The sequence below is a fragment of the Pseudomonas sp. NY15372 genome, assembly GCF_048068215.1.
GTDB classification, from domain to species: Bacteria; Pseudomonadota; Gammaproteobacteria; order Pseudomonadales; family Pseudomonadaceae; genus Aquipseudomonas; species Aquipseudomonas guariconensis_A.
This window is the reverse complement of record NZ_JBLUPY010000013.1, coordinates 37,683-59,416: the sequence shown is the minus strand read 5'-3', so window position 1 is coordinate 59,416 and position 21,734 is coordinate 37,683. Positions and strand designations below refer to the sequence as shown.

General features: G+C 64.0%; 17 protein-coding genes. 7 read left to right on the top strand and 10 right to left on the bottom strand.

Going from position 1 to position 21,734, the window contains the following annotated elements:
* Positions 1-23: 23 nt before the first annotated feature.
* Positions 24-521 (top strand): GreA/GreB family elongation factor, encoded by a 498-nt coding sequence (locus ACNFG0_RS12280; protein WP_416765009.1) that lies wholly within the window; start codon positions 24-26, stop codon positions 519-521.
* Positions 522-652: 131 nt separating this feature from the next.
* Here the strand turns inward: ACNFG0_RS12280 and gdhA are convergent, their stop codons facing one another.
* The 3 genes from gdhA to ACNFG0_RS12265 form a co-directional block, all read right to left on the bottom strand.
* Positions 653-1,993, bottom strand: coding sequence for an NADP-specific glutamate dehydrogenase (gene gdhA, locus ACNFG0_RS12275; RefSeq protein ID WP_196154622.1), 1,341 nt, complete (start codon positions 1,991-1,993; stop codon positions 653-655).
* A 360-nt stretch (positions 1,994-2,353) separates the two neighbouring features.
* Positions 2,354-4,021 carry an energy-dependent translational throttle protein EttA gene (gene ettA / locus ACNFG0_RS12270; protein ID WP_196143820.1) on the bottom strand — a complete coding sequence of 556 codons (1,668 nt, stop codon included), beginning with the start codon at positions 4,019-4,021 and terminating at the stop codon, positions 2,354-2,356.
* A gap of 279 nt (positions 4,022-4,300) precedes the next feature.
* Positions 4,301-4,690, bottom strand: a complete 390-nt coding sequence (locus ACNFG0_RS12265; RefSeq protein ID WP_196143775.1) for a hypothetical protein — start codon at positions 4,688-4,690, stop codon at positions 4,301-4,303.
* A 249-nt stretch (positions 4,691-4,939) separates the two neighbouring features.
* On the opposite strand from ACNFG0_RS12265, the gene ACNFG0_RS12260 reads away from it, so the two are divergent.
* Positions 4,940-8,767, top strand: coding sequence for an EAL and GGDEF domain-containing protein (locus ACNFG0_RS12260; RefSeq protein ID WP_416765007.1), 3,828 nt, complete (start codon positions 4,940-4,942; stop codon positions 8,765-8,767).
* Between the two features lie 306 nt (positions 8,768-9,073).
* Entirely contained in the window at positions 9,074-10,327 is a 1,254-nt protein-coding gene (glyA, locus tag ACNFG0_RS12255; RefSeq protein ID WP_196143777.1) for a serine hydroxymethyltransferase, read from the top strand.
* 111 nt (positions 10,328-10,438) lie between these two features.
* Here the strand turns inward: glyA and yjiA are convergent, their stop codons facing one another.
* The 3 genes from yjiA to ACNFG0_RS12240 all read right to left on the bottom strand — a co-directional run bounded on the left by yjiA (position 10,439) and on the right by ACNFG0_RS12240 (position 13,833).
* On the bottom strand, positions 10,439-11,413 hold the full coding sequence (yjiA, locus tag ACNFG0_RS12250) for a GTPase (RefSeq protein WP_416765005.1): 975 nt from the start codon (positions 11,411-11,413) through the stop codon (positions 10,439-10,441).
* A gap of 137 nt (positions 11,414-11,550) precedes the next feature.
* Positions 11,551-11,748 carry a YbdD/YjiX family protein gene (locus tag ACNFG0_RS12245; RefSeq protein ID WP_008094130.1) on the bottom strand — a complete coding sequence of 66 codons (198 nt, stop codon included), beginning with the start codon at positions 11,746-11,748 and terminating at the stop codon, positions 11,551-11,553.
* 18 nt (positions 11,749-11,766) lie between these two features.
* A complete protein-coding gene (locus ACNFG0_RS12240; protein ID WP_416765004.1) occupies positions 11,767-13,833 on the bottom strand; it encodes a carbon starvation CstA family protein in 2,067 nt (688 codons plus the stop codon).
* A 168-nt stretch (positions 13,834-14,001) separates the two neighbouring features.
* On the opposite strand from ACNFG0_RS12240, the gene ACNFG0_RS12235 reads away from it, so the two are divergent.
* Positions 14,002-14,367: a PilZ domain-containing protein gene (locus ACNFG0_RS12235; protein ID WP_196143780.1), complete on the top strand. Its 366-nt coding sequence runs from the start codon at positions 14,002-14,004 to the stop codon at positions 14,365-14,367.
* A 261-nt stretch (positions 14,368-14,628) separates the two neighbouring features.
* A complete protein-coding gene (locus ACNFG0_RS12230; RefSeq protein WP_196143781.1) occupies positions 14,629-16,146 on the top strand; it encodes a nucleobase:cation symporter-2 family protein in 1,518 nt (505 codons plus the stop codon).
* Between the two features lie 217 nt (positions 16,147-16,363).
* Here the strand turns inward: ACNFG0_RS12230 and radA are convergent, their stop codons facing one another.
* Positions 16,364-17,731 carry a DNA repair protein RadA gene (gene radA / locus ACNFG0_RS12225; protein WP_196143782.1) on the bottom strand — a complete coding sequence of 456 codons (1,368 nt, stop codon included), beginning with the start codon at positions 17,729-17,731 and terminating at the stop codon, positions 16,364-16,366.
* Positions 17,732-17,905: 174 nt separating this feature from the next.
* Here radA and mscL point away from each other — a divergent pair, with 174 nt between their 5' ends.
* Entirely contained in the window at positions 17,906-18,316 is a 411-nt protein-coding gene (mscL, locus tag ACNFG0_RS12220; protein ID WP_196143783.1) for a large-conductance mechanosensitive channel protein MscL, read from the top strand.
* Between the two features lie 97 nt (positions 18,317-18,413).
* Here the strand turns inward: mscL and ACNFG0_RS12215 are convergent, their stop codons facing one another.
* On the bottom strand, positions 18,414-19,190 hold the full coding sequence (locus ACNFG0_RS12215) for a ferredoxin--NADP reductase (protein WP_196154627.1): 777 nt from the start codon (positions 19,188-19,190) through the stop codon (positions 18,414-18,416).
* 167 nt (positions 19,191-19,357) lie between these two features.
* On the opposite strand from ACNFG0_RS12215, the gene ACNFG0_RS12210 reads away from it, so the two are divergent.
* Positions 19,358-20,482, top strand: coding sequence for a methyltransferase (locus ACNFG0_RS12210; RefSeq protein WP_416765054.1), 1,125 nt, complete (start codon positions 19,358-19,360; stop codon positions 20,480-20,482).
* 89 nt (positions 20,483-20,571) lie between these two features.
* Here ACNFG0_RS12210 and ACNFG0_RS12205 read toward each other — a convergent pair whose 3' ends face one another.
* Entirely contained in the window at positions 20,572-20,712 is a 141-nt protein-coding gene (locus ACNFG0_RS12205) for a DUF2474 domain-containing protein (protein ID WP_196143785.1), read from the bottom strand.
* An 11-nt stretch (positions 20,713-20,723) separates the two neighbouring features.
* The gene (gene cydB / locus ACNFG0_RS12200) at positions 20,724-21,731 is read right to left on the bottom strand and encodes a cytochrome d ubiquinol oxidase subunit II (RefSeq protein ID WP_196143786.1); all 1,008 of its coding nucleotides are present in this window, start codon (positions 21,729-21,731) and stop codon (positions 20,724-20,726) included.
* Positions 21,732-21,734 lie beyond the last annotated feature (3 nt).

Below are 21,734 nucleotides of genomic sequence, written 5' to 3'. Positions count from 1 at the left end.
TCTCCTGCACAAGGAGGCCTTTCATGAGCCGAGCATTCGTCAACGAAGACCAGGCCGCCGCCCAGGCCAGCCAACCGGTGGAGCGGCGGGTGAGTGACCAACCCAACTACGTGACCGCCAGTGGCCTGCGCCAGCTGCAAGATCGTGTGACCGAGCTGAATGCCCTGCGCAGCGAGCTGTTGGCACGCGGCGAGCATGGCGACAAACAGCAGTTGGCAGATACCGAGCGGGACCTGCGCTACTTCAGCATGCGAGTGCAGAGCGCCCAGGTGGTACCTGCGGCGACGTCGCATAGCAAGGTGCAGATTGGTAGCCGGGTAAGGTTCATCGATGCGCAGGACCAGGAGCATGTGGTGCGGCTGGTGGGCGAGGATGAGGCGGATGCGGGGCGCGGGCTGATCAACTGGGGGTCGCCATTGGGGCGGGCATTGCTGGGCGCGGGGCCTGGAGATGAGGTGCTCTGGCGGCGGCCGGTGGGGGAATTGATGATTGAAGTGGTCGAGATCGAGGGTGAGCCCTGAAAGGGCCGCTGTGCGGCCCATCGCCGGCAAGCCGGCTCCCACAGGTACACCACAGATCCCGAGGACCGTGATCTCCCTGTGGGAGCCGGCTTGCCGGCGATGGGCTGCAAAGCAGCCCCAAAGACCTCACATCAGACCACGCCCTGGGCCAGCATGGCGTCGGCGACCTTCACGAAGCCCGCGATATTGGCGCCCTTGACGTAGTTGATGGTGCCGTCGGCCTCTTCGCCATAGTGCACGCACGCGTGGTGGATCGACTGCATGATGTTGTGCAGCTTGCTGTCCACTTCACCGGCCGTCCACAGCAGGCGCATGGCGTTCTGCGACATTTCCAGGCCCGACACGGCCACGCCACCAGCGTTGGAGGCCTTGCCTGGGGCATACAGGATCCCGGCTTCCAGGAAGATATCCACAGCCTCGAGGGTGGTCGGCATGTTGGCGCCTTCGGCCACGCAGATGCAACCGTTGGCCAGCAAGGTACGGGCGTCTTCGGCGTTGAGCTCGTTCTGGGTGGCGCATGGCAGAGCGATGTCGCACGGCAGGCTCCACGGAGTCTGGCCCTTGCGGAACTCCAGGCCGTACAGGCTGGCCAGCTCGCTGATGCGGCCGCGCTTGACGTTCTTGAGCTCCATCAGCGCATCCCACTGCTCGTCGGTCAGGCCGGCTTCGCAGAACAGCGTACCTTCGGAGTCGGACAGCGAGATCACCTTGCCGCCCAGGTCCATGACCTTGCGTGCAGCGTACTGGGCCACGTTGCCGGAGCCGGAAATGGCCACGCGGCGGCCATCGATGCGCAGGTCGCGGCGCTTGAGCATTTCTTCGGCGAAGTACACGCAGCCGTAGCCGGTGGCTTCCGGACGGATCAGGCTGCCGCCGTAGGTCATGCCCTTGCCGGTCAGCACCGAGGTGAACTGGTTGGCCAGGCGTTTGTACTGGCCGAACATGTAGCCGATTTCGCGGGCGCCGACACCGATGTCACCGGCCGGCACGTCCAGGTCGGCACCGATGTGGCGGTACAGCTCGCTCATGAAGGCCTGGCAGAAACGCATGACCTCGGCGTCGCTCTTGCCCTTCGGATCGAAGTCAGAACCACCCTTGCCGCCGCCCATGGGCAGCGAGGTCAGCGAGTTCTTGAACACCTGCTCGAAGGCCAGGAACTTCAGCACACCAAGGTTCACCGACGGGTGGAAACGCAGGCCACCCTTGTACGGGCCGATGGCGCTGCTCATCTGGATGCGGTAGCCGCGGTTGACCTGCACCTTGCCTTGGTCGTCGACCCACGACACGCGGAACAGCACGGCACGCTCCGGCTCGACCATGCGCTCGAGGATGCCGGCCTTCAGGTAACGAGGGTTGGCTTCAAGGAAAGGCCAGAGGCTGCGCAGCACTTCTTCCACGGCCTGGTGAAACTCAGGCTGGGCCGGGTCGCGCTGCTTGAGGCGGGCCAGGAAATCGTCGACGGATTCGATCATGGTAGACATCTCACCAAGAGGATTGGGACTTGTTGGTTTTTTTCCGGACTTTACCAAGAACCCATCGCACCGGAACAGGGCGCCATGTCGTTTTTATGAAAATTTTTAGTGCATTTTTTATAACTGTATACAAAAGACGCACCCCCTGTAGGAGCGGCCTTGCGCCGCGATCGGGCGCGTAGCGGCCGTAAATCCAGGCATCTCGGTTGGACCTGATAGGCCTCGTTAGTAGTTTTTGCGGCCGCTACGCGCCCCATCGCGGCGCAAGGCCGTTCCTACAGGGTGAGGGTGGTACGTCAGGAAGGACACGCACAAAAATGGGGCCCCGAGAGGCCCCATTCTTGTGCAGCGAAAACTAGCTTATTGGGCCAGCTTCTTGTGCCGGACCCGGTGCGGCTGGGCAGCGGCATCGCCCAGGCGCTTCTTGCGGTCGGCTTCGTACTCGGTGTAGTTGCCCTCGAAGAACACCACGTTCGAGTCGTCCTCGTAGGCCAGGATGTGGGTGGCCACGCGGTCCAGGAACCAACGGTCGTGGGAGATCACGATCGCGGCGCCCGGGAAGTCCAGCAGGGCTTCCTCCAGCGAACGCAGGGTTTCGACGTCCAGGTCGTTGGACGGTTCGTCCAGCAGCAGGACGTTGCCGCCCTCCTTCAGGGTCAGGGCCAGGTGCAGACGGCCACGCTCACCACCGGAGAGGTCCTTGACGAATTTCTGCTGGTCGCCGCCCTTGAAGTTGAAGCGACCGACATAGGTGCGCGACGGGATCTCGTAGTTGCCGATGCGGATCATGTCCGAACCGTCGGAGATCTGCTGGAACACGGTCTTGGCACCGTCCAGGTCCTCGCGGCTCTGGTCGACGCAGGCCAGCTGCACGGTTTCACCGATCTCGATGCTGCCCGAGTCCGGCTGCTCCTTGCCCATCAGCATGCGGAACAGGGTCGACTTACCAGCACCGTTGCCGCCGATCACGCCGACGATGGCGCCCTTGGGCATGGCGAACGACAGGTTGTCGATCAGCACGCGATCGCCATAACCCTTGGTAACGTTCTTGAACTCGATGACCTTGTCGCCCAAGCGCGGGCCTGCCGGGATGTAGATCTCGTTGGTCTCGCTGCGCTTTTGGAATTCCTGCGACTGCATTTCCTCGAAGCGCGCCAGACGGGCCTTGGACTTGGACTGGCGGGCCTTGGCGCCTTTGCGCACCCACTCCAGTTCCTCTTTCATGGCCTTTTCGTGGGCGCTCTGCTGCTTGGATTCCTGCTCCAGACGCGCCGACTTGGCCTCCAGCCAGCCCGAATAGTTGCCTTCGTACGGGATGCCGGCGCCGCGGTCCAGCTCCAGGATCCAGCCGGCGACGTTGTCCAGGAAGTAACGGTCGTGGGTAATCGCCACCACGGTGCCGGGGAAGTCATGCAGGAAACGCTCGAGCCAGGCCACCGAGTCGGCGTCCAGGTGGTTGGTCGGTTCGTCCAGCAGCAGCATGTCGGGGGCCGACAGCAGCAGGCGGCACAAGGCCACGCGGCGCTTTTCACCACCGGACAGGTGCTCGATCTTCGCCTCCCATGGCGGCAAGCGCAGGGCATCGGCGGCGACGTCCAGCTGGCGCTCCAGGTTATGGCCATCGGCGGCCTGCAGGATGGCTTCGAGCTTGGCCTGCTCGGCGGCCAGCTTGTCGAAGTCGGCATCGGGCTCGGCGTAGGCGGCGTAGACCTCGTCCAGGCGCGCCTGGGCGTCCTTGATCACGCTGACCGCTTCCTCGACCACTTCGCGAACGGTCTTGGTCGGGTCCAGCTGCGGCTCCTGGGGCAAGTAGCCGACATTGATGTCGGGCATCGGACGGGCTTCGCCGTCGAATTCCTTGTCGACGCCCGCCATGATGCGCAGCAGGGTCGATTTACCCGCGCCGTTCAGGCCGAGCACGCCGATCTTGGCACCCGGGAAGAACGACAGGGAAATGTTCTTGAGAATTTCCCGCTTCGGCGGCACGACCTTGCTCAGCCGATGCATGGTGTAGACGTATTGAGCCAAAACCAAGCCCTCTATCAGATAGGTAAAGACATCGACCCCGGCAATGGCCAGGGGACGCATGTGTTTACGGGGTGACGTTGAACAAAGGGGGCCATTCTACGCCAACTGGTGGCGATTCACAGATGGCAAGGCCGCTTTGCAGCCCAATCGCGGGACAAGCCCGCTCCCACAGGTTCTTCGAAGGCAGCATAGAGAGTGGGGCAAGCCCGCTCCAATGGAGGCAGCACAGGGCCTGTGCGGGCTTGTCCCGCGATTGGGCCCTTACAGCCGACGCAGCACTCAGACGTGAGACTGCTTCGCCTTGCCGCGCGGCAGGCGGCAACGGTCGTTCTGCTCGGCCAGGCGTGCGGCCCAGGCGGCCTTGACGCTGAAGCCACCGGCACGGGCCGGCGTGTTCGCTGCCGGCTTGGCGGCAGGCTTGGCAGCCGGTTTCGCCGCTACAGCCGCCGGTGCGACAGGTGCAGCCGCCGGTTCGGCGACGGCCTTGGCCGACTTGCGCAGCTCGGCCAGCGACGGGCTCTTGCGCACGGCCGCGGCAGTGTCCGGCTTGGCCAGGGAGCGCTGGCAGGACTTGCAGGATACGTCATCGGCCACGACAGTGCTGACCAGGGTCTGACTGCTGCGCCCGCAGGCGGAATCGAGGCCATTGGTGGAATAGTGGGTAACCAAAACCGTACATCTCCAAAAAGCGTTGACTATGAAGCGGCCGGCATTCTCGCACAGCTTGCAAGGTCTTGCCGAATAGCCGTCGCTCGCCACGATCATCGGCAGCGGACAGACGGGGTGGCACTTTGCCATAATTGCGCGCATGCTAGTCGGCTTCATGCGTCACCTTATATAGTGCGCCCGGCCCTGTGCCCGGGCACGGCCCATGCATAGTCCGCCCTGCCATCGCCAGACACATCGCAGGTCCAACGCTTGACCAATCTCACCCAACCACCGTCGCTGTGCCCTGCTCCAACCGCTCCGGCCAGTGCCTTGCGCGGCTCGCTCAAGGGAGCGCTGGCTTTGCTGGCCCTGGTCCTGCTGGGGCTGTTGTCGTGGCAGTTGTTCGCCCAGTACCGCCATACCCAGGCCGATCTGTACCAGCAAAGCCTGAAGGCGAGCGCGGAGCTGGCCGACCACCTGAACCTGAACATGGCGCTCAAGGCCCAGCAGGCGGCGAACCTGGTCCAGCCCTATGCCGACGCACCGCCCGAAAAAGCACTGCCACCTTTGCTCGGCACCCTGCGCGCACGCCTGCCCGGGCTGCGCCACCTGGCCTGGCTGGACAGCGCCGGGAGCATCCTGGGCGACAGCTTGCCCGGCAGCCCCGACCGCCAATCGCTTGACGAACTGGTGCGGCTCAATCAGGGGCGCCCCTATTTCTTCGGCAATGCGGCGGATAACCGCTTCATCTATTTGCTGCTGCGCCAGCCGGCCAACCCGAAACCCGGCTACTGGCTGCTGCGCCTGTCCAACGACTACTACCAGCAGCTCACCGAACACCTCACCGGCAAAGACCGCCTCTGGCTGCTGGAAAACAGCCGCAACGGCCAGGTCCTGGCGGGGCAAGGCACGCCTGAACGCCACAAGGACGACCTGCAAAGCGTGATGCTGGCCTTCATCGACAACAGCACCTGGCAGTTGCGCGGCCTGTTCGACGCCGGGCAGGCCCGGGCCGAGCTGCTTCCGGCATTGATCGGCAAATGCCTGCTGGTACTGCTCTGCGCCCTGTTGCCGGTTTTGGCCCTGATCAACATGCGCCGCCGGCAGCGGGCCTTGCAGGAAGACCGCCGGCGCTACCACGAGATCTTCGAAGGCACGGGCGTGGCGCTGTGCGTACTCGACCTCTCCAGCCTGCCCGGCCAGCTGGACCGCTACCACCTGCGCAACCGCGCCGCACTCCGGCACAGCCTGGCCCTGGACGCCAGCCTGCGCCGCACGCTGTTGCAGGAACTGAAGATCACCGAGATCAACCAGGTCGCCCGCCAGTTGCTCAACGTGCACTGCCATGAGGGCGCCTGGCAGCGCCTGATCGACGGCAGTGGCGATGGCCGTGAAAGCGTTGGCATGCAACTGATCGACGCACTGATCGAACAACGCAGCTTGCTGGAGCTCGAAGTGCGCCTGTCCGCGCCCCTGGGCGGCGAATTGCACCTGTGGCTGATGGCGCGCCTGCCTCTGCATCGGCGCGACTACCAGGCGGTGATCCTGAGCATCAGCGATATCACCAGCCGCAAGCAGGTGGAGCTGTCGCTGCTCGAGCGCGAAAGCTTCTGGTCGGACGTTGTCCGCACCGTTCCCGACCAGCTCTACGTGCAGGATGTGCATAGCCAGCGGATCATCTTCAGCAACCGCCATCTAGGCCAGACGCTGGGTTACGACCGAACGGAGCTGGCGCAGATGGGCGACCGTTTCTGGGAGCTGCTGCTGCACCCCGAGGATGCCGACCACTACCGTCGGCTGCGCCGGCAACAGCGCGACACCAGCCATGACCAGTCGCTGCACTGCCAGCTGCGTTTCCGCCACCGCGATGGGGGCTGGCGCTGGTACGAAATCCGCGAACAGGTACTGACCCGTGACGCCGATGGCCTGGTCACCCGCATCATCGGCGTGGGCAAGGACGTGACGGTGCAGATCGAAGCCAGCGAGTCGCTGCGCGACAGCGAGCAGCGCTACCGCATGCTGGCCGAAAGCATCAGTGACGTGATCTTCTCCACCGACAACCAGCTGCAGCTCAACTACGTCAGCCCCTCGGTGCAGGCCGTGCTGGGCTACCCGGCCGACTGGATCTTCGAGCACGGCTGGCAGTCGATCATCGCCAACCCGGCCCAGCTCACCGGCATCTACAGCCTGCTGGAGCGAGTCAGCAAGACCCTGGGCGACACCGAGCAACTGGCCCAACTGCGCAGCCAGCTGCCCACCCAGATCTTCCTGTTCGATTGCCTGCGCGCCGACGGCCGCAAGATCCCCATCGAACTGCGCCTGGTGCTGGTGTGGGACGACCATGAGCACTTCGAGGGTGTGCTCGGCGTGGGCCGCGACATCAGCCAGCAACGCCGCGCGGAAAAAGACCTGCGCATGGCCGCAACGGTGTTCGAACATTCCACCTCGGCCATCCTCATCACCGACCCGGCCGGCTACATCGTGCAGGCCAACGAAGCGTTCAGCCGGGTCAGCGGCTATGCCGTCGACGAGGTGCTCGACCAACTGCCGAGCCTGCTCACCGTCGATGAGCAGCAAGAGGCGCACCTGCGCTACGTGGTCAAGCAATTGCACCAGCATGGCAGTTGGGAAGGCGAGGTCTGGCTCAAACGCCGCGACGGTGAGCACTACCCGGCCTGGGTCGGCATCACCGCCGTGCTCGACGACGAAGGCGACCTGGCCAGCTACGTGTGCTTCTTCACCGACATCAGCGAGCGCAAGGCCAGCGAGCAGCGCATCCATCGCCTGGCCTACTACGATGCCCTGACACACCTGCCCAACCGCACCCTGTTCCAGGACCGCCTGTACACGGCGCTGCAACAGGCCGAACGGCAAAAGGCGTGGGTGGTGCTGATGTTCCTGGACCTGGACCGCTTCAAGCCGATCAACGACTCGCTCGGCCATGCCGCAGGCGACCGTATGCTCAAGGACATGGCCCAGCGCCTGCTGGCCTGTGTCGATGACGACGACACCGTGGCGCGCATGGGCGGCGATGAATTCACCCTGCTGCTGCAGCCCAGGGCCAGCCGCGAGATAGCCCTGAATCGCGCAATCCACGTCGCCGAGAACATCCTCGCCAGCCTGGTGCGCCCGTTCGTGCTGGAAAACCGCGAGTTCTTCGTCACCGCCAGCATCGGCATTGCCCTGAGCCCGCAGGATGGCAGCGAGCTGAGCCAGCTGATGAAGAACGCCGACACCGCGATGTATCACGCCAAGGAGCGCGGCAAGAACAACTTCCAGTTCTACCAGGCCGACATGAACGCCAGCGCCCTGGAACGCCTGGAACTGGAGAGCGACCTGCGCCATGCGCTGGAGCAGAACGAATTCATCCTCTACTACCAGCCGCAGTTCAGCGGCGATGGCAAGCGGCTGACCGGAGCCGAGGCCCTGCTGCGCTGGCGCCACCCGCGCCGGGGGCTGGTGCCGCCGGGCGATTTCATCCCGGTGATCGAGGAGCTGGGGTTGGTGGTGGACGTCGGCGATTGGGTACTGCGCGAAGCCAGCCGCCAGCTCAAGGCCTGGCACAAGGCCAAGGTGCGAGTGCCCAAGGTCTCGGTGAACATCTCGGCACGGCAGTTCTCCGATGGTCAGCTGGGCACGCGCATCGCCACCATTCTCGAGGAAATTGGCCTGCCGCCGGCTTGCCTCGAACTGGAGCTGACCGAGAGCATCCTGATGCGTGACGTCGACGAGGCCATGCAGATCCTCGACGGCTTGAAGATCCTGGGCCTGAGCATCGCGGTCGACGACTTCGGCACCGGCTATTCGTCGCTGAACTACCTCAAGCAGTTCCCCATCGACGTGCTGAAAATCGACCGGACCTTCGTCGACGGCCTGCCCGAGGGCGAACAGGATGCGCAGATCGCCCGTGCGATCATCGCCATGGCCCACAGCCTGAACCTGGCGGTGATCGCCGAGGGGGTGGAAACCCACGAGCAACTGGAGTTCCTGCGCGAACACGGCTGCGACGAGGTGCAGGGCTACCTGTTCGGGCGGCCGATGCCGGCCAGCCAGTTCGAGGCGCAGTTCAGCAACGAGACCCTGTTCATGTTCCAGTGACCGTGGTGCCATACGGTCCCTGTAGGAGCGGCCTTATGCCGCGAAAGGGCTGCAAGGCAGCCCCGGCAATTTCTGTGAGGACGCAGATCCTGGGGCGCTTCGCACCCCTTTCGCGGCACAAGGCCGCGCCTGCAAGGGCCCAGCGCAGCAGGCAAAAACCGGACCCGAAAGTCAACTGCAGCCCAGTCGCCACGCGGCCTGCAACATGAGCCCCACCGGTCCGCAACTTGATGCCACTTCATATGCCAGGTGCCGATCAATCGGTTAGAATGCCCCCCCAATTCAGCCCGATCCTTGAGGACCGCCATGTTCAGCCGTGATTTGACCATTGCCAAGTACGACGCCGAGCTCTTCGAAGCCATGCAGCAAGAAGCTCTGCGCCAGGAAGAGCACATCGAGCTGATCGCTTCTGAAAACTACACCAGCCCCGCAGTCATGGAAGCCCAGGGCTCGGTGCTGACCAACAAGTACGCCGAAGGTTACCCAGGCAAGCGCTACTACGGTGGTTGCGAGTACGTCGACGTCGTCGAGCAACTGGCCATCGACCGTGCCAAGCAGCTGTTCGGCGCCGACTACGCCAACGTCCAGCCGCACGCCGGCTCCCAGGCCAACGCCGCGGTCTACCTGGCCCTGCTGTCGGCGGGTGACACCATCCTGGGCATGAGCCTGGCCCACGGTGGTCACCTGACCCACGGCGCCAGCGTCAGCTCCTCGGGCAAGCTGTACAACGCCATCCAGTACGGCATCGACGGCAACGGCCTGATCGACTACGACGAGGTCGAGCGTCTGGCGGTCGAGCACAAGCCGAAGATGATCGTCGCCGGCTTCTCGGCCTACTCCCAGGTCCTGGACTTCGCCCGCTTCCGCGCCATCGCCGACAAGGTCGGTGCCTACCTGTTCGTCGACATGGCCCACGTGGCTGGCCTGGTCGCCGCTGGCGTCTACCCGAACCCGGTACCGTTCGCCGACGTGGTCACCACCACCACCCACAAGACCCTGCGCGGCCCACGTGGCGGCCTGATCCTCGCTCGCAAGAACGAAGAGATCGAGAAGAAGCTCAACGCAGCCGTCTTCCCAGGCGCCCAGGGTGGCCCGCTGGAGCACGTCATCGCCGCCAAGGCCATCTGCTTCAAGGAAGCCCTGCAGCCTGAGTTCAAGGCCTACCAGCAGCAAGTGGTGAAGAACGCCCAGGCCATGGCCAGCGTGTTCATCGAGCGTGGCTTCGACGTCGTTTCCGGCGGCACCCAGAACCACCTGTTCCTGCTGTCGCTGATCAAGCAGGACATCTCTGGCAAAGACGCCGACGCGGCGCTGGGCAAGGCGTTCATCACCGTCAACAAGAACTCGGTACCGAACGACCCACGTTCCCCGTTCGTCACCTCGGGCCTGCGTTTCGGCACCCCAGCCGTCACCACCCGTGGTTTCAAGGAAGCCGAGTGCCGCGAGCTGGCCGGCTGGATCTGCGACATCCTGGCTGACCTGAACAACGAAGCGGTGATCGACGCCGTTCGCGAGAAGGTCAAGGCCATCTGCAAGAAGCTGCCGGTATACGGCAACTGATTGACCGTTGGGGCCGCTTCGCGGCCCTTCGCGGTGCAACCCCGCTTCTACCTGTAGGAGCGGGCTTGCACCGCGAAAGGGCTGCAAAGCAGCCCCAATCGTTTTCAAGCCCTAACCCAACGCTTCGAACCCCGCCCGGATCTTCTCTTCCGGCAAATCATCGGCGATGAATACCATCACGCTCTCGCGTGCCTCCCCTTCGCTCCACTCGGCATCCCAGTCGAAGCCATACAACTTGAGTACACCCTGGAACACCAGGCGGCGGTCTTCGCCAGCAATGTTCAGCACACCCTTGTAACGCAGCAACTGCTTGCCATGGTTTTCCAGCAGCGCGTTCATGAAGTCGCTGAGCCGGTCGATGTCCAGCGGAGTATCGGTGCGCAGCACCAACGTCGAGATGCGGTCCGTGTGCTTGAGCACCGGGCGCAAGGCAGGCTTCAAGTTGGCGCCCAGGTCGGTGTTGAGGTTGAAGCCACGCACGTCCAGCAATTCGGCCAGGTCTATACGGCCATGCTCGACCACGCGGATCGCGGCGCGGCCGTTGATGCGGGCCAAACGCGCCTGCAGGGCCTCGACCGTGGCAGGCTCGACCAGGTCGGTCTTGCTCAGCAGCAGGCGGTCGGCGAACCCCACCTGGGCCTGGGCGATGGCCTGGGCGAGGTGCACGTCGGCATGGGCGGCGTCCACCAGGGTGATGATGCCGTCGAGGATGTAGCGCTCACGCAGCTCTTCGTCGATGAAGAAGGTTTGCGCCACGGGCGCGGGGTCGGCCAGCCCCGTGCATTCGATGACCAGACGGTCGAAGGCGATCTCGCCAGCATCCAGGCGCTCGAGCAGCAGGTACAGGGCTTTGGTCAGGTCGGTGTGGATGGTGCAGCACACGCAGCCATTGGCCAGGGTCATGACCTGCACCGGCTCGTCGCCCAGCAACTGGCTGTCGATGCCGGCTTCGCTGAACTCGTTTTCGATCACGGCGATCTTCAGGCCATGCTCGGCCTTGAGCATGTGCTTGAGCAGCGTGGTCTTGCCGGCACCTAGGAAGCCTGTGAGTACGGTTACGGGAATAGGCGTCTGCACGCGGTACATCTCCTGTGCGGAAAAAACACTGGCCCCATCGTCGGCAAGCCGGCTCCCACAATTACCGCACAAACCTTGAGGCCTGTGGGGCACCTGTGGGAGCCGGCTTGCCGGCGATGAGGCCGGGACAGGTTAACGCTTGAGGTTCAACAACACTTGGGCCCGGACTTGCCACCGTAACGCGCTTCCTGGCGTTCCCGGAAGAACGCCTCGTAGCTCATCACCGGCTTGTCCGGGTGCTTGGTCTGCATGTGCTCGACATAGTTGTCGTAGTCGGGCATGCCGACCATCAGGCGGGCTGCCTGTCCCAGGTATTTACCCAGTCGCCCCAGGTCGTTGAACATCACGGCTTTCCTCTTGTGTCACGCGTCAGGCAGCGCCTGGAACGGGGTTTCCTTGTCGCTGCGCTCCTTGCGCCCCAGGGCGGCGATGCCGACCTTGATGGCGAAGAACAGCACGCTGAACACCACCACCAGGAACAGCACGGTCAGGCCCGCGTTGGTGTACGCGTTGTAGATCACGTGTTGCATCTGGTCGATGTTCTTGGCCGGTGCCAGCACCTGGCCTGCGTCCAGGGCCACGCTGTACTTGTCAGCCAGGGCCAGGAAGCCCACGGCCGGGTTCGGGTCGAACAGCTTGATCAGGCCCGCGGCGGTGGTGCAGATCAGCAGCCAGACAGCCGGCAGCAGGGTGACCCAGACGTACTGCTGGCGCTTCATCTTGATCAGCACCACAGTGCCGAGCATCAGGGCGATACCGGCCAGCATCTGGTTGGAGATGCCGAACAGCGGCCACAGGGTGTTGATGCCGCCCAGTGGATCGATCACGCCCTGGTACAGCAGGTAGCCCCACAGCGCCACGCAGCCAGCGGTGCCGATCAGGTTGGCGCCCCACGAGTCGGTACGCTTGAGCGCCGGGACGAAGCTGCCCAGCAGATCCTGCAGCATGAAGCGACCGGCACGGGTACCGGCGTCCACTGCGGTGAGGATGAACAGCGCCTCGAACAGGATCGCGAAGTGGTACCAGAACGCCATGGTGTTCTCGCCCGGCAGAACCTGGTGAAGGATCTGCGCGATACCCACCGCCAAAGTCGGTGCGCCACCGGCACGGGCCAGCACGGTGTGCTCGCCGATGTCACGGGCGGTCGCCTCGAGCTGTTCGGGGGTGATCATGAAGCCCCAACTGCTGACGGTCTGAGCCACCGACGCGACGTCGGCGCCGACCACCGCGGCCGGGCTGTTCATGGCGAAGTACACGCCCGGCTCGATCACCGAGGCGGCGACCATGGCCATGATGGCGACGAACGATTCCATCAACATGCCGCCGTAGCCGATGTAGCGGGCGTTGACTTCGTTGTCCAGCAGCTTGGGCGTGGTCCCCGAGGAGATCAGCGCATGGAAGCCGGACACCGCGCCACAGGCAATGGTGATGAACAGGAACGGGAACAGGGTGCCCTTCCACACCGGGCCGGTGCCGTCGGTGAACTGGGTCAGGGCCGGCATCTTCAACTCAGGTGCGATGATCAGGATACCGATCGCCAGGCCCACGATGGTGCCGATCTTGAGGAAGGTCGACAGGTAGTCACGCGGTGCCAGTACCAGCCACACCGGCAGCACTGCGGCGACGAAGCCATAACCCACCAGCATCCAGGTGATCTGCACCCCGGTGAAGGTGAATGCCGGGCCCCAGGTCGGATCCGCGGCCACCTGGCCCCCCAGCCAGATCGACAGCAGCAGCAGGACCACGCCGATGAGCGAGATCTCGCCGATACGACCCGGGCGGATGTAGCGCATGTAGACGCCCATGAACATCGCGATCGGGATGGTCGCCATCACCGTGAACATGCCCCATGGGCTCTCGGCCAGGGCCTTGACCACGATCAGCGCCAGCACCGCGAGGATGATGATCATGATCAGGAAACAGCCGAACAGGGCGATGGTGCCCGGGATACGGCCCATCTCCTCGCGGACCATGTCTCCCAGGGAGCGGCCGTTGCGACGGGTGGACAGGAACAGGACCATGAAGTCCTGTACCGCACCGGCCAGCACCACGCCAGCGATCAGCCAGAGGGTGCCGGGTAGGTAGCCCATCTGTGCGGCGAGCACCGGGCCCACCAATGGGCCGGCGCCGGCAATGGCGGCGAAGTGGTGGCCGAACAGGATGTGCTTGTTGGTCGGGACGTAGTCCAGGCCATCGTTGTTGAGGACCGCCGGGGTGGCCCGACGAGGATCGAGCTGCATCACCTTGGTGGCGATGAACAGGCTGTAGTAGCGATAGGCGACCAGGTAGAGGGCCACTGCCGCGACCACGATCCACAAGGCATTGATCGCCTCGCCGCGACGCAGGGCGACCACACCCAGCGCACAGGCGCCTATGACTGCCAGCGCCAGCCACGGAATGTGGCGTAGCAGGCTATTATTGTTGTTCATGGTTTGCTTCCAGCTGGTGGATTGGAAAAGACCGCCCATCGAGTCTAGGGCGTGTCATCGCGCATTGCCATACTTGCTTTGGTCTAGAGCCTCTGCGGCCCGATAGCGGTACCTGATGCATAACCACAATCAACTATAGTCAGGAAGTACCCCAGGAGGGCTTGCCCCATGAGCGAACATGACGAACGCCGTCGATTCATGCGCATCGACTTCGACGCTCCCACCGAGCTGCGCCAAGGCCTCAAGCGTTGGCCCGTGAAGCTGCTGGACCTGTCGCTCAAGGGCCTGTTGATCGAACGCCCCTCTCCCTGGGACGCCGACCTGACCCAGGATTTCGATGCCATCGTCCACCTCGACCCGAATACCCAGGTACGCATGCAGGTGGAGTTGCGCCACGAAGAACCCAACCGGCTGGGCTTCGTCTGCCTGTACATCGATATCGACTCAATGAGCCATTTGCACCGTCTTGTGGAGCTGAACGTGGCCGACAGCACCGAAATGATGCGTGAGCTGCGCGAACTCATCGAATATTGATATCTCTTAGCCTGCTAACGTTCTAACCCCCAAGTGTTTCCTGTCTACCCAGACAGCTTTCTGTCGTGGGCAGAATGGGTTGTACACACCCCTCTAGTACTGCCTTCGCCACCTTGGAACGCATTCTGCATTCACTTGAACCGCGACCGACGGTTACCCCTGTTGGTGCTCTGATCGATATCTTGTATACAATTTCTGTAGTATTTTTTTGTAGGAATTGTCTACAGTAGCGGCACAACAATAAACAAGTGAGCCTGCTCCATGACTACGTCCCCTAGCACGTCTCCCACCAAGCGCCCCGAAGATGAAAACCTCGGGCTTGGTGCCAACTTGGCTTATGGTCTGCAACACGTATTGACCATGTATGGGGGCATCGTCGCCGTACCCCTGATCCTGGGTCAGGCTGCCGGCCTGGCCCCGGCCGAAATCGGCATCCTGATCGCCGCCTCGTTGTTCGCCGGTGGCCTGGCGACCCTGCTGCAGACCCTCGGCCTGCCGTTCTTCGGCTGCCAGCTGCCGTTGGTGCAAGGGGTTTCGTTCGCAGGCGTGGCGACCATGGGTGCGATCCTCAGCAGCCAGGATGGCGGTGGCCTGCCGGGCGTACTCGGTGCGGTCATGGCCGCCTCGTTGATCGGCTTTTTGATCACCCCGGTGTTCTCGCGCATCACCAAGTTCTTCCCGCCGCTGGTGACCGGTATCGTCATCACCACCATCGGCCTGACCCTGATGCCGGTCGCCGCGCGCTGGGTCATGGGCGGCAACAGCGCCTCGCCGGAATTCGGCAGCGTGGCCAACATCGGCCTGGCAGCGCTGACCTTCGCCATCGTCCTGCTGTTGAGCAAGCTGGGCAGCGCGACCATCTCGCGCCTGTCGATCCTCCTGGCCATGGTGATCGGTACCCTGATCGCCTGGGCCCTGGGCATGACCGATTTCAGCAAGGTCGCCGAAGGCCCGGTCTTCGCCTTCCCCACCCCCTTCCACTTCGGCATGCCTACCTTCCACATCGCCGCGATCCTGTCGATGTGCATCGTGATCATGGTGACCCTGGTGGAAACCTCGGCGGACATCCTCGCCGTGGGTGAGATCATCGACACCAAGGTCGACTCCAAGCGCCTGGGCAACGGCCTGCGCGCCGACATGGCCTCGAGCATCCTGGCGCCGATCTTCGGCTCCTTCACCCAGAGCGCCTTCGCCCAGAACGTGGGCCTGGTGGCCGTGACCGGCGTGAAGAGCCGCTACGTGGTGGCCACCGGCGGCGTGATCCTGGTGGTGCTGGGCCTGCTGCCGATCATGGGCCGGGTGATTGCCGCGGTACCGACCCCGGTACTGGGTGGCGCGGGCATCGTGCTGTTCGGCACCGTGGCGGCCAGTGGTATCCGCACCCTGGCGACGGTCAACTACAAGAACAACGTCAACCTGATCATCGTCGCCGCCTCCCTGGGCTTCGGCATGATCCCGATCGCCGCGCCGACCTTCTACCATCACTTCCCGAGCTGGTTCGAAACCATCTTCCACTCGGGCATCAGCTCCGCAGCGATCATGGCGATCCTGCTGAACCTGATCTTCAACCACTTCAAGACCGGCAACTCGGACCAGCAATCGGTATTCGCCGCCGGCTACGAACGCACCATCCAGTACTCGGACATCTCGTGCCTGCGCGATGGCGACTATTTCAAGGATGGCAAGCTGTTCGATGCCGATGGCAACGAGGTACCGGTAATGGAACTCGACGAGCATGGCAACCAAGCGCCCCGGCGCAAGGCGTTAGCCGAGCACTGATCGCCGCTTGAGGTGATCGAGGGGAGCCGACGCGCATCGTCGGCTCCCCTTTTTCTTTACATCGCAAAATGGGGGCGCTTTGCGCCCCTTTCGCGGCACAAGGCCGCTCCTACAGGAGGAACATCGCCATCAGGCGTCGTTGATCCAATCATAGTCATCTGTAGGGGCGGCCTTGTGCCGCTAAAGGGCTGCGAAGCAGCCCCAGCAACGGTACGTCCTACTCGAACAATGCATCCAGCGCCTGCTCGAGACGTGTCACGGCAATGACCTGTAACCCCGCCGGCGGCTCCTTGGGCGCGTTGCCCTTGGGCACGATCGCTCGCTTGAAGCCGTGCTTGGCCGCTTCCTTAAGCCGCTCCTGGCCGCTGGGCACCGGGCGCACCTCGCCGGACAGGCCGATCTCGCCAAACACCAGTAGCCCATGGGCCAGCGGACGATTGCGCAGGCTGGACATCACCGCGGCCAGCAAGGCCAGGTCCGACGCGGTCTCCAGCACCTTCACCCCGCCTACCACGTTGAGGAACACGTCCTGGTCATGGGTGGGAATACCGCCATGGCGGTGCAGGACCGCCAGCAACATGGCCAGGCGGTTCTGGTCCAGGCCCAGGGTAACGCGTCGGGGGTTGGCCAGGTGGCTATCGTCCACCAGCGCCTGCACCTCCACCAGCATCGGCCGGGTGCCCTCCCAGGTAGCCATGACCACGCTGCCGGGGACTTCTTCCTGGGTGCGGTTGAGGAAGATCGCGGAGGGGTTGGAGACTTCCTTCAGGCCACGGTCGGTCATGCCGAACACGCCCAGCTCGTTGACCGCACCGAAGCGGTTCTTCACTGCACGCAACAGGCGCAAACGCCCATCGGATTCCCCTTCGAAGTACAACACCGTGTCGACCATGTGCTCGAGCACACGCGGCCCGGCCAGCGAACCTTCCTTGGTCACATGGCCGACCAGGAAGATCGCCGTGCCGCTCTGCTTGGCATAGCGCACCAGCAAGGCCGTGCTCTCGCGCACCTGGGCCACGCCGCCGGGAGCCGACTGCAACTGCTCGGTGAAGATGGTCTGGATCGAGTCGATGACCATCACCCGTGGTTTTTCCTGGCGCGCGGTGGCGATGATCGACTCGATGCAGGTCTCGGTCATCACCTTGAGCTGGTCCTGGGGCAGGCCCAGGCGACGTGAACGCATGGCCACCTGCTGCTGGGATTCCTCGCCGGTGACATAGAGTGCCGGCATGCGCGTGGCGATGTTGCACAGCGTCTGCAGCAGGATGGTCGACTTGCCGATGCCCGGGTCACCACCGATCAGCACCACCGAGCCGTCCACCAGCCCACCGCCGAGCACACGATCCAGCTCGGCGCTGCTGGTGGTGAAGCGCGGGATCTCCTCGACGCTGACCTCGGCCAGGGTCTTGATCTGCGCCTGTTGCCCGGCCCAACCGGTACGCCCGGCAGGCGCCGCGGCGCCGCCGCTTTCGATCATGGTCTCGACCAGGGTGTTCCAGGCCCCGCACTCGCCGCATTGGCCGGCCCATTTGGGGAAGGTCGCGCCGCACTCGGTGCAGCCATACAAGCGCTTGGCCTTGGCCATGGGCTCAGTCTCCTGGAAAAATCGCCATGATAGCCGAGCCGGACGTGTCTCGAACGCGTCGTGCGACGACAAAACTATTCGCACTAAACGCAGTCTGTAGCCGCACCGCAACGCATGAAGCGAATTGCTGGCTTAAACTGCGAATACCTCTCCATTTGTTACAAGGAATAAACCATGGGAATGCTCAGTGAATTCAAGGCCTTCGCGGTCAAGGGAAATGTCGTCGACATGGCAGTCGGTATCATCATCGGCGCGGCCTTCGGCAAGATCGTATCGTCCTTCGTGGGCGACGTGGTCATGCCGCCGCTGGGCTTGTTGATCGGTGGCGTGGACTTCAGCGACCTGGCCATCACGCTCAAGGCGGCCGAGGGAGACGTCCCTGCGGTGATGCTGGCGTACGGCAAGTTCATCCAGACCGTGATCGACTTCCTGATCGTGGCCTTCGCCATCTTCATGGGCGTGAAGGTGATCAACCGCCTCAAGCGCGAGGAAGCCGTGGCCCCGAGCGCCCCGCCCGTGCCGAGCGCCGAGGAAACCCTGCTGACCGAGATTCGCGACCTGCTCAAGGCGCAGAACCGGCAATAAGCGATACCCTCATCGCGGGACAAACCCGCTCCCACAGGGGCTGTGCATGCAGCCCTTGTGGGAGCGGGTTTGTCCCGCGATTGACCCCAGCGCCGCTTTACCAGTAGTTCTCCACCGCCACCTGCCCCGGCCGCTTGCTCAGGCTCAACTGCAGGTCGCGCGCCTTCAGCACCTTGCGCGTGTCATCGATCATGTCCGGGTTGCCGCACAGCATGATCCGCGAATGCTCCGGCGACAGCGCCAGGCCCGCCGCCCTTTCCAGCTCGCCGTTTTCGATCAGCGTGGTGATCCGTGCATTCAATGCCCCCGGGTGCTGCTCGCGGGTGACCACCGGGATGAACTGCAGCTTGCCCGCGAACTCCGCCAGGTAGTCGCGCCGCTCGAGCCCTGCGATCAGGTCCAGGTAGGCCAGTTCCTTTGCCTCGCGCACCGAATACACCAGCTTGATGTTGTCGAACCGCTCCCACGCCTCGAAGTCCTGCAGGATCGACATGAACGGCGCGATGCCGGTGCCGGTGGCCAGCAACCACAGGTCGCGGCCGCCGACGAAGCGGTCCAGGGTCAGGTAGCCGAAGGCCTGGCGGTCGATCAGCAGGCTGTCGCCCTCGCCCAGGCGGCTCAGCTCGCTGGTGAACTCACCGCCTGGCACGACGATGGAGAAGAAATCGAGGAATTCGTCATGGGGCGCGCTGACCATCGAATAGGCCCGCCATACCACGCTGCCGTCGGCCTTGGTCACGCCCAGACGAGCGAACTGCCCGGCGCGAAAGCGAAACCCTGCGTCGCGGGTGACCCGCAAGGTGAACAGGCTGGGGGTCAACGGCTGGACGTCGAGCAGGGTCTGGCGGGTGAACTTGTCGGCGCTGGCGGTCATGACGGACTCCATCGGGCAGGTGCGCCCAGTGTCGCGCAAAGCGCCAGGGATGAACACCGACGGTTTGTAGGGCCTCGTCGTACAAGCCGGCGGCAAAGCCCTGTAGAATCGCGCCCCTGAAGCTCGTCGTGGTCCGCGCCGAGCAGATACGCACCGAGCCCTACGCCATGCCCCTGCTGACCAGCCCCTTCGCCGAACTTGACCTGATCCGCCAGCCGGACCAGGCCAACGACCCCCTGCAAGCCTTCGACGCCGCCGACGAATACCTGCTGGCGCACCTGGCCAGCCAGGCGCCCACCGCCGATTGCCGGGTGCTGGTGCTCAACGACAGCTTCGGCGCCCTGGCCGCCAGCCTGGCCGGCCACATGGCGGTGACCAGCAGTGGTGACTCGCACCTGGGCCATTTGGCACTGGAAAAGAACCTGGCACGCAATGGCAAGCCATTCGACGCCGTGCCTTTCGTGCCCGCCAGCGAAGCCTGGCAGGGGCCGTTCGACCGCGTGCTGATACGCGTGCCCAAGACCCTGGCGCTGCTGGAAGAGCAATTGATCCGCCTGCAAGGCCACCTGGCCCCTGACGCCCAGGTGATCGCTGGAGCCATGATCAAGCACCTGCCCCGCGCCGCAGGCGACCTGATGGAGAAGTACATCGGCCCGGTGCAGGCTTCGCTGGCGCAGAAGAAGGCGCGCCTGCTCACCGCGACCGTCGCCGGACGCCCTGCCGCGCGCTCGCCCTACCCCAGCCGCTACCGCCTGGACGCGCCAGCCCTCGAGCTGGTCAACCATGCCAACGTGTTCTGCCGTGAAGGGCTGGACATCGGCACCCGCGCCTTCCTACCCCACCTGCCCCGCGACCTGGGCCGGGCACGCGTGGCCGACCTTGGCTGCGGCAATGGCGTACTGGCGATCGCCAGCGCCCTGGCCAACCCCGATGCGCACTACACCCTGGTGGACGAGTCGTACATGGCGGTGCAGTCGGCCCAGGAGAACTGGCGCGCGGCGCTGGGTGATCGGGACGCGAACATCCGCCCTGCCGATGGCCTGGCCGGGCAGGAAAAACAGTCGCTGGACGTGGTGCTGTGCAACCCGCCGTTCCATCAGCAGCAGGTGGTGGGGGACTTCCTTGCCTGGCGCATGTTCCAGCAAGCCCGCGAGGCATTGGTGGTGGGTGGGGCGCTTTATATAGTGGGCAACCGCCACCTGGGTTACCACAGCAAGCTGGGGCGGTTGTTCCGGGGGGTGGAGCAGGTGGCGGCGACGCCGAAGTTCGTGATCCTCAAGGCCCGCAAATAGCCTGAGCCTGCAAAGGCCAATCGCCGGCAAGCCGGCTCCCACAATGTCGTGTAGGAGCCGTCTTGCCGGCGATTGGGCCAGCGATGACTTCAGTGGGTACTCAACCCTGCCGCACTCATGAACATCCGCATCAGCCAGGCCACGATGCCCAGCGCTGCCACGCTCCCCGCCCAGATCAGCACCAGCCAGCCCAGGCGTTGCCAAAGCGGTTTCTTCTCTTCAACCACCATCACCGAACCTCCTAGTGATAACCGTGCTCATGGGTGACCTTGCCGCGGAACACGTAGTAGCTCCAGAAGGTGTACCCAAGGATGAACGGCAGGATGAACAACGTCCCCACCAGCATGAAGCCCTGGCTCTGCGGTGGCGCCGCGGCGTCCCAGATCGAGATCGACGGCGGGATGATGTTCGGCCACAGGCTGATCCCCAGGCCGCTGTAGCCAAGGAAAATCAACACCAGCGTGAGCAGGAACGGCGTGTAGTGCGCATTGCGTGCCACCGCCCGCAGCAACCCGTAGAAGGTCACCAGCACCAGGATCGGCACCGGCATGAACCAGATCAGGTTCGGCATGCTGAACCAACGGTCGGCGATCTGTGGGTAAGCCAACGGCGTCCACAGGCTGACGATGCCGATCACTGCCAACAGCACCAGCGCCAGGGGCTTGCCCAGGTCATGCATCTGCTGCTGCAACGGCCCTTCGGTCTTCATGATCAGCCAGGTGCAGCCCAGCAGGGTATAGGCGACGATCAGGCCCACGCCGGAGAACAGGCTGAACGGGGTCAGCCAGTCCAGGGCGCCGCCGGCATAGTGCCGGTCCACCACCTTGAAGCCCTCGATGAAAGCGCCCAGGGCCACGCCCTGGAAGAAGGTCGCCACCAACGAGCCGCCGATGAACGCCTTGTCCCAGATATGGCGCTTCTCGGCCGTGGCCTTGAAGCGGAATTCGAAGGCCACGCCGCGGAAAATCAGCCCCACCAGCATCAGGATCAGCGGCAGATACAGCGCCTCGAGCACCACCGAATAGGCCATCGGGAAGGCCCCGAACAGCCCGGCACCACCGAGCACCAGCCAAGTCTCGTTGCCGTCCCACACGGGGGCGACGGTGTTCATCATCACATCACGATCACGCTCGCCCTTGACGAAGGGGAAGAGCATGCCGATACCCAAGTCGAAGCCGTCCATCACCACGTACATCATGACGCCAAAGATGATGATCACGGCCCAGATCAACGGAAGGTCGATACCCATGGC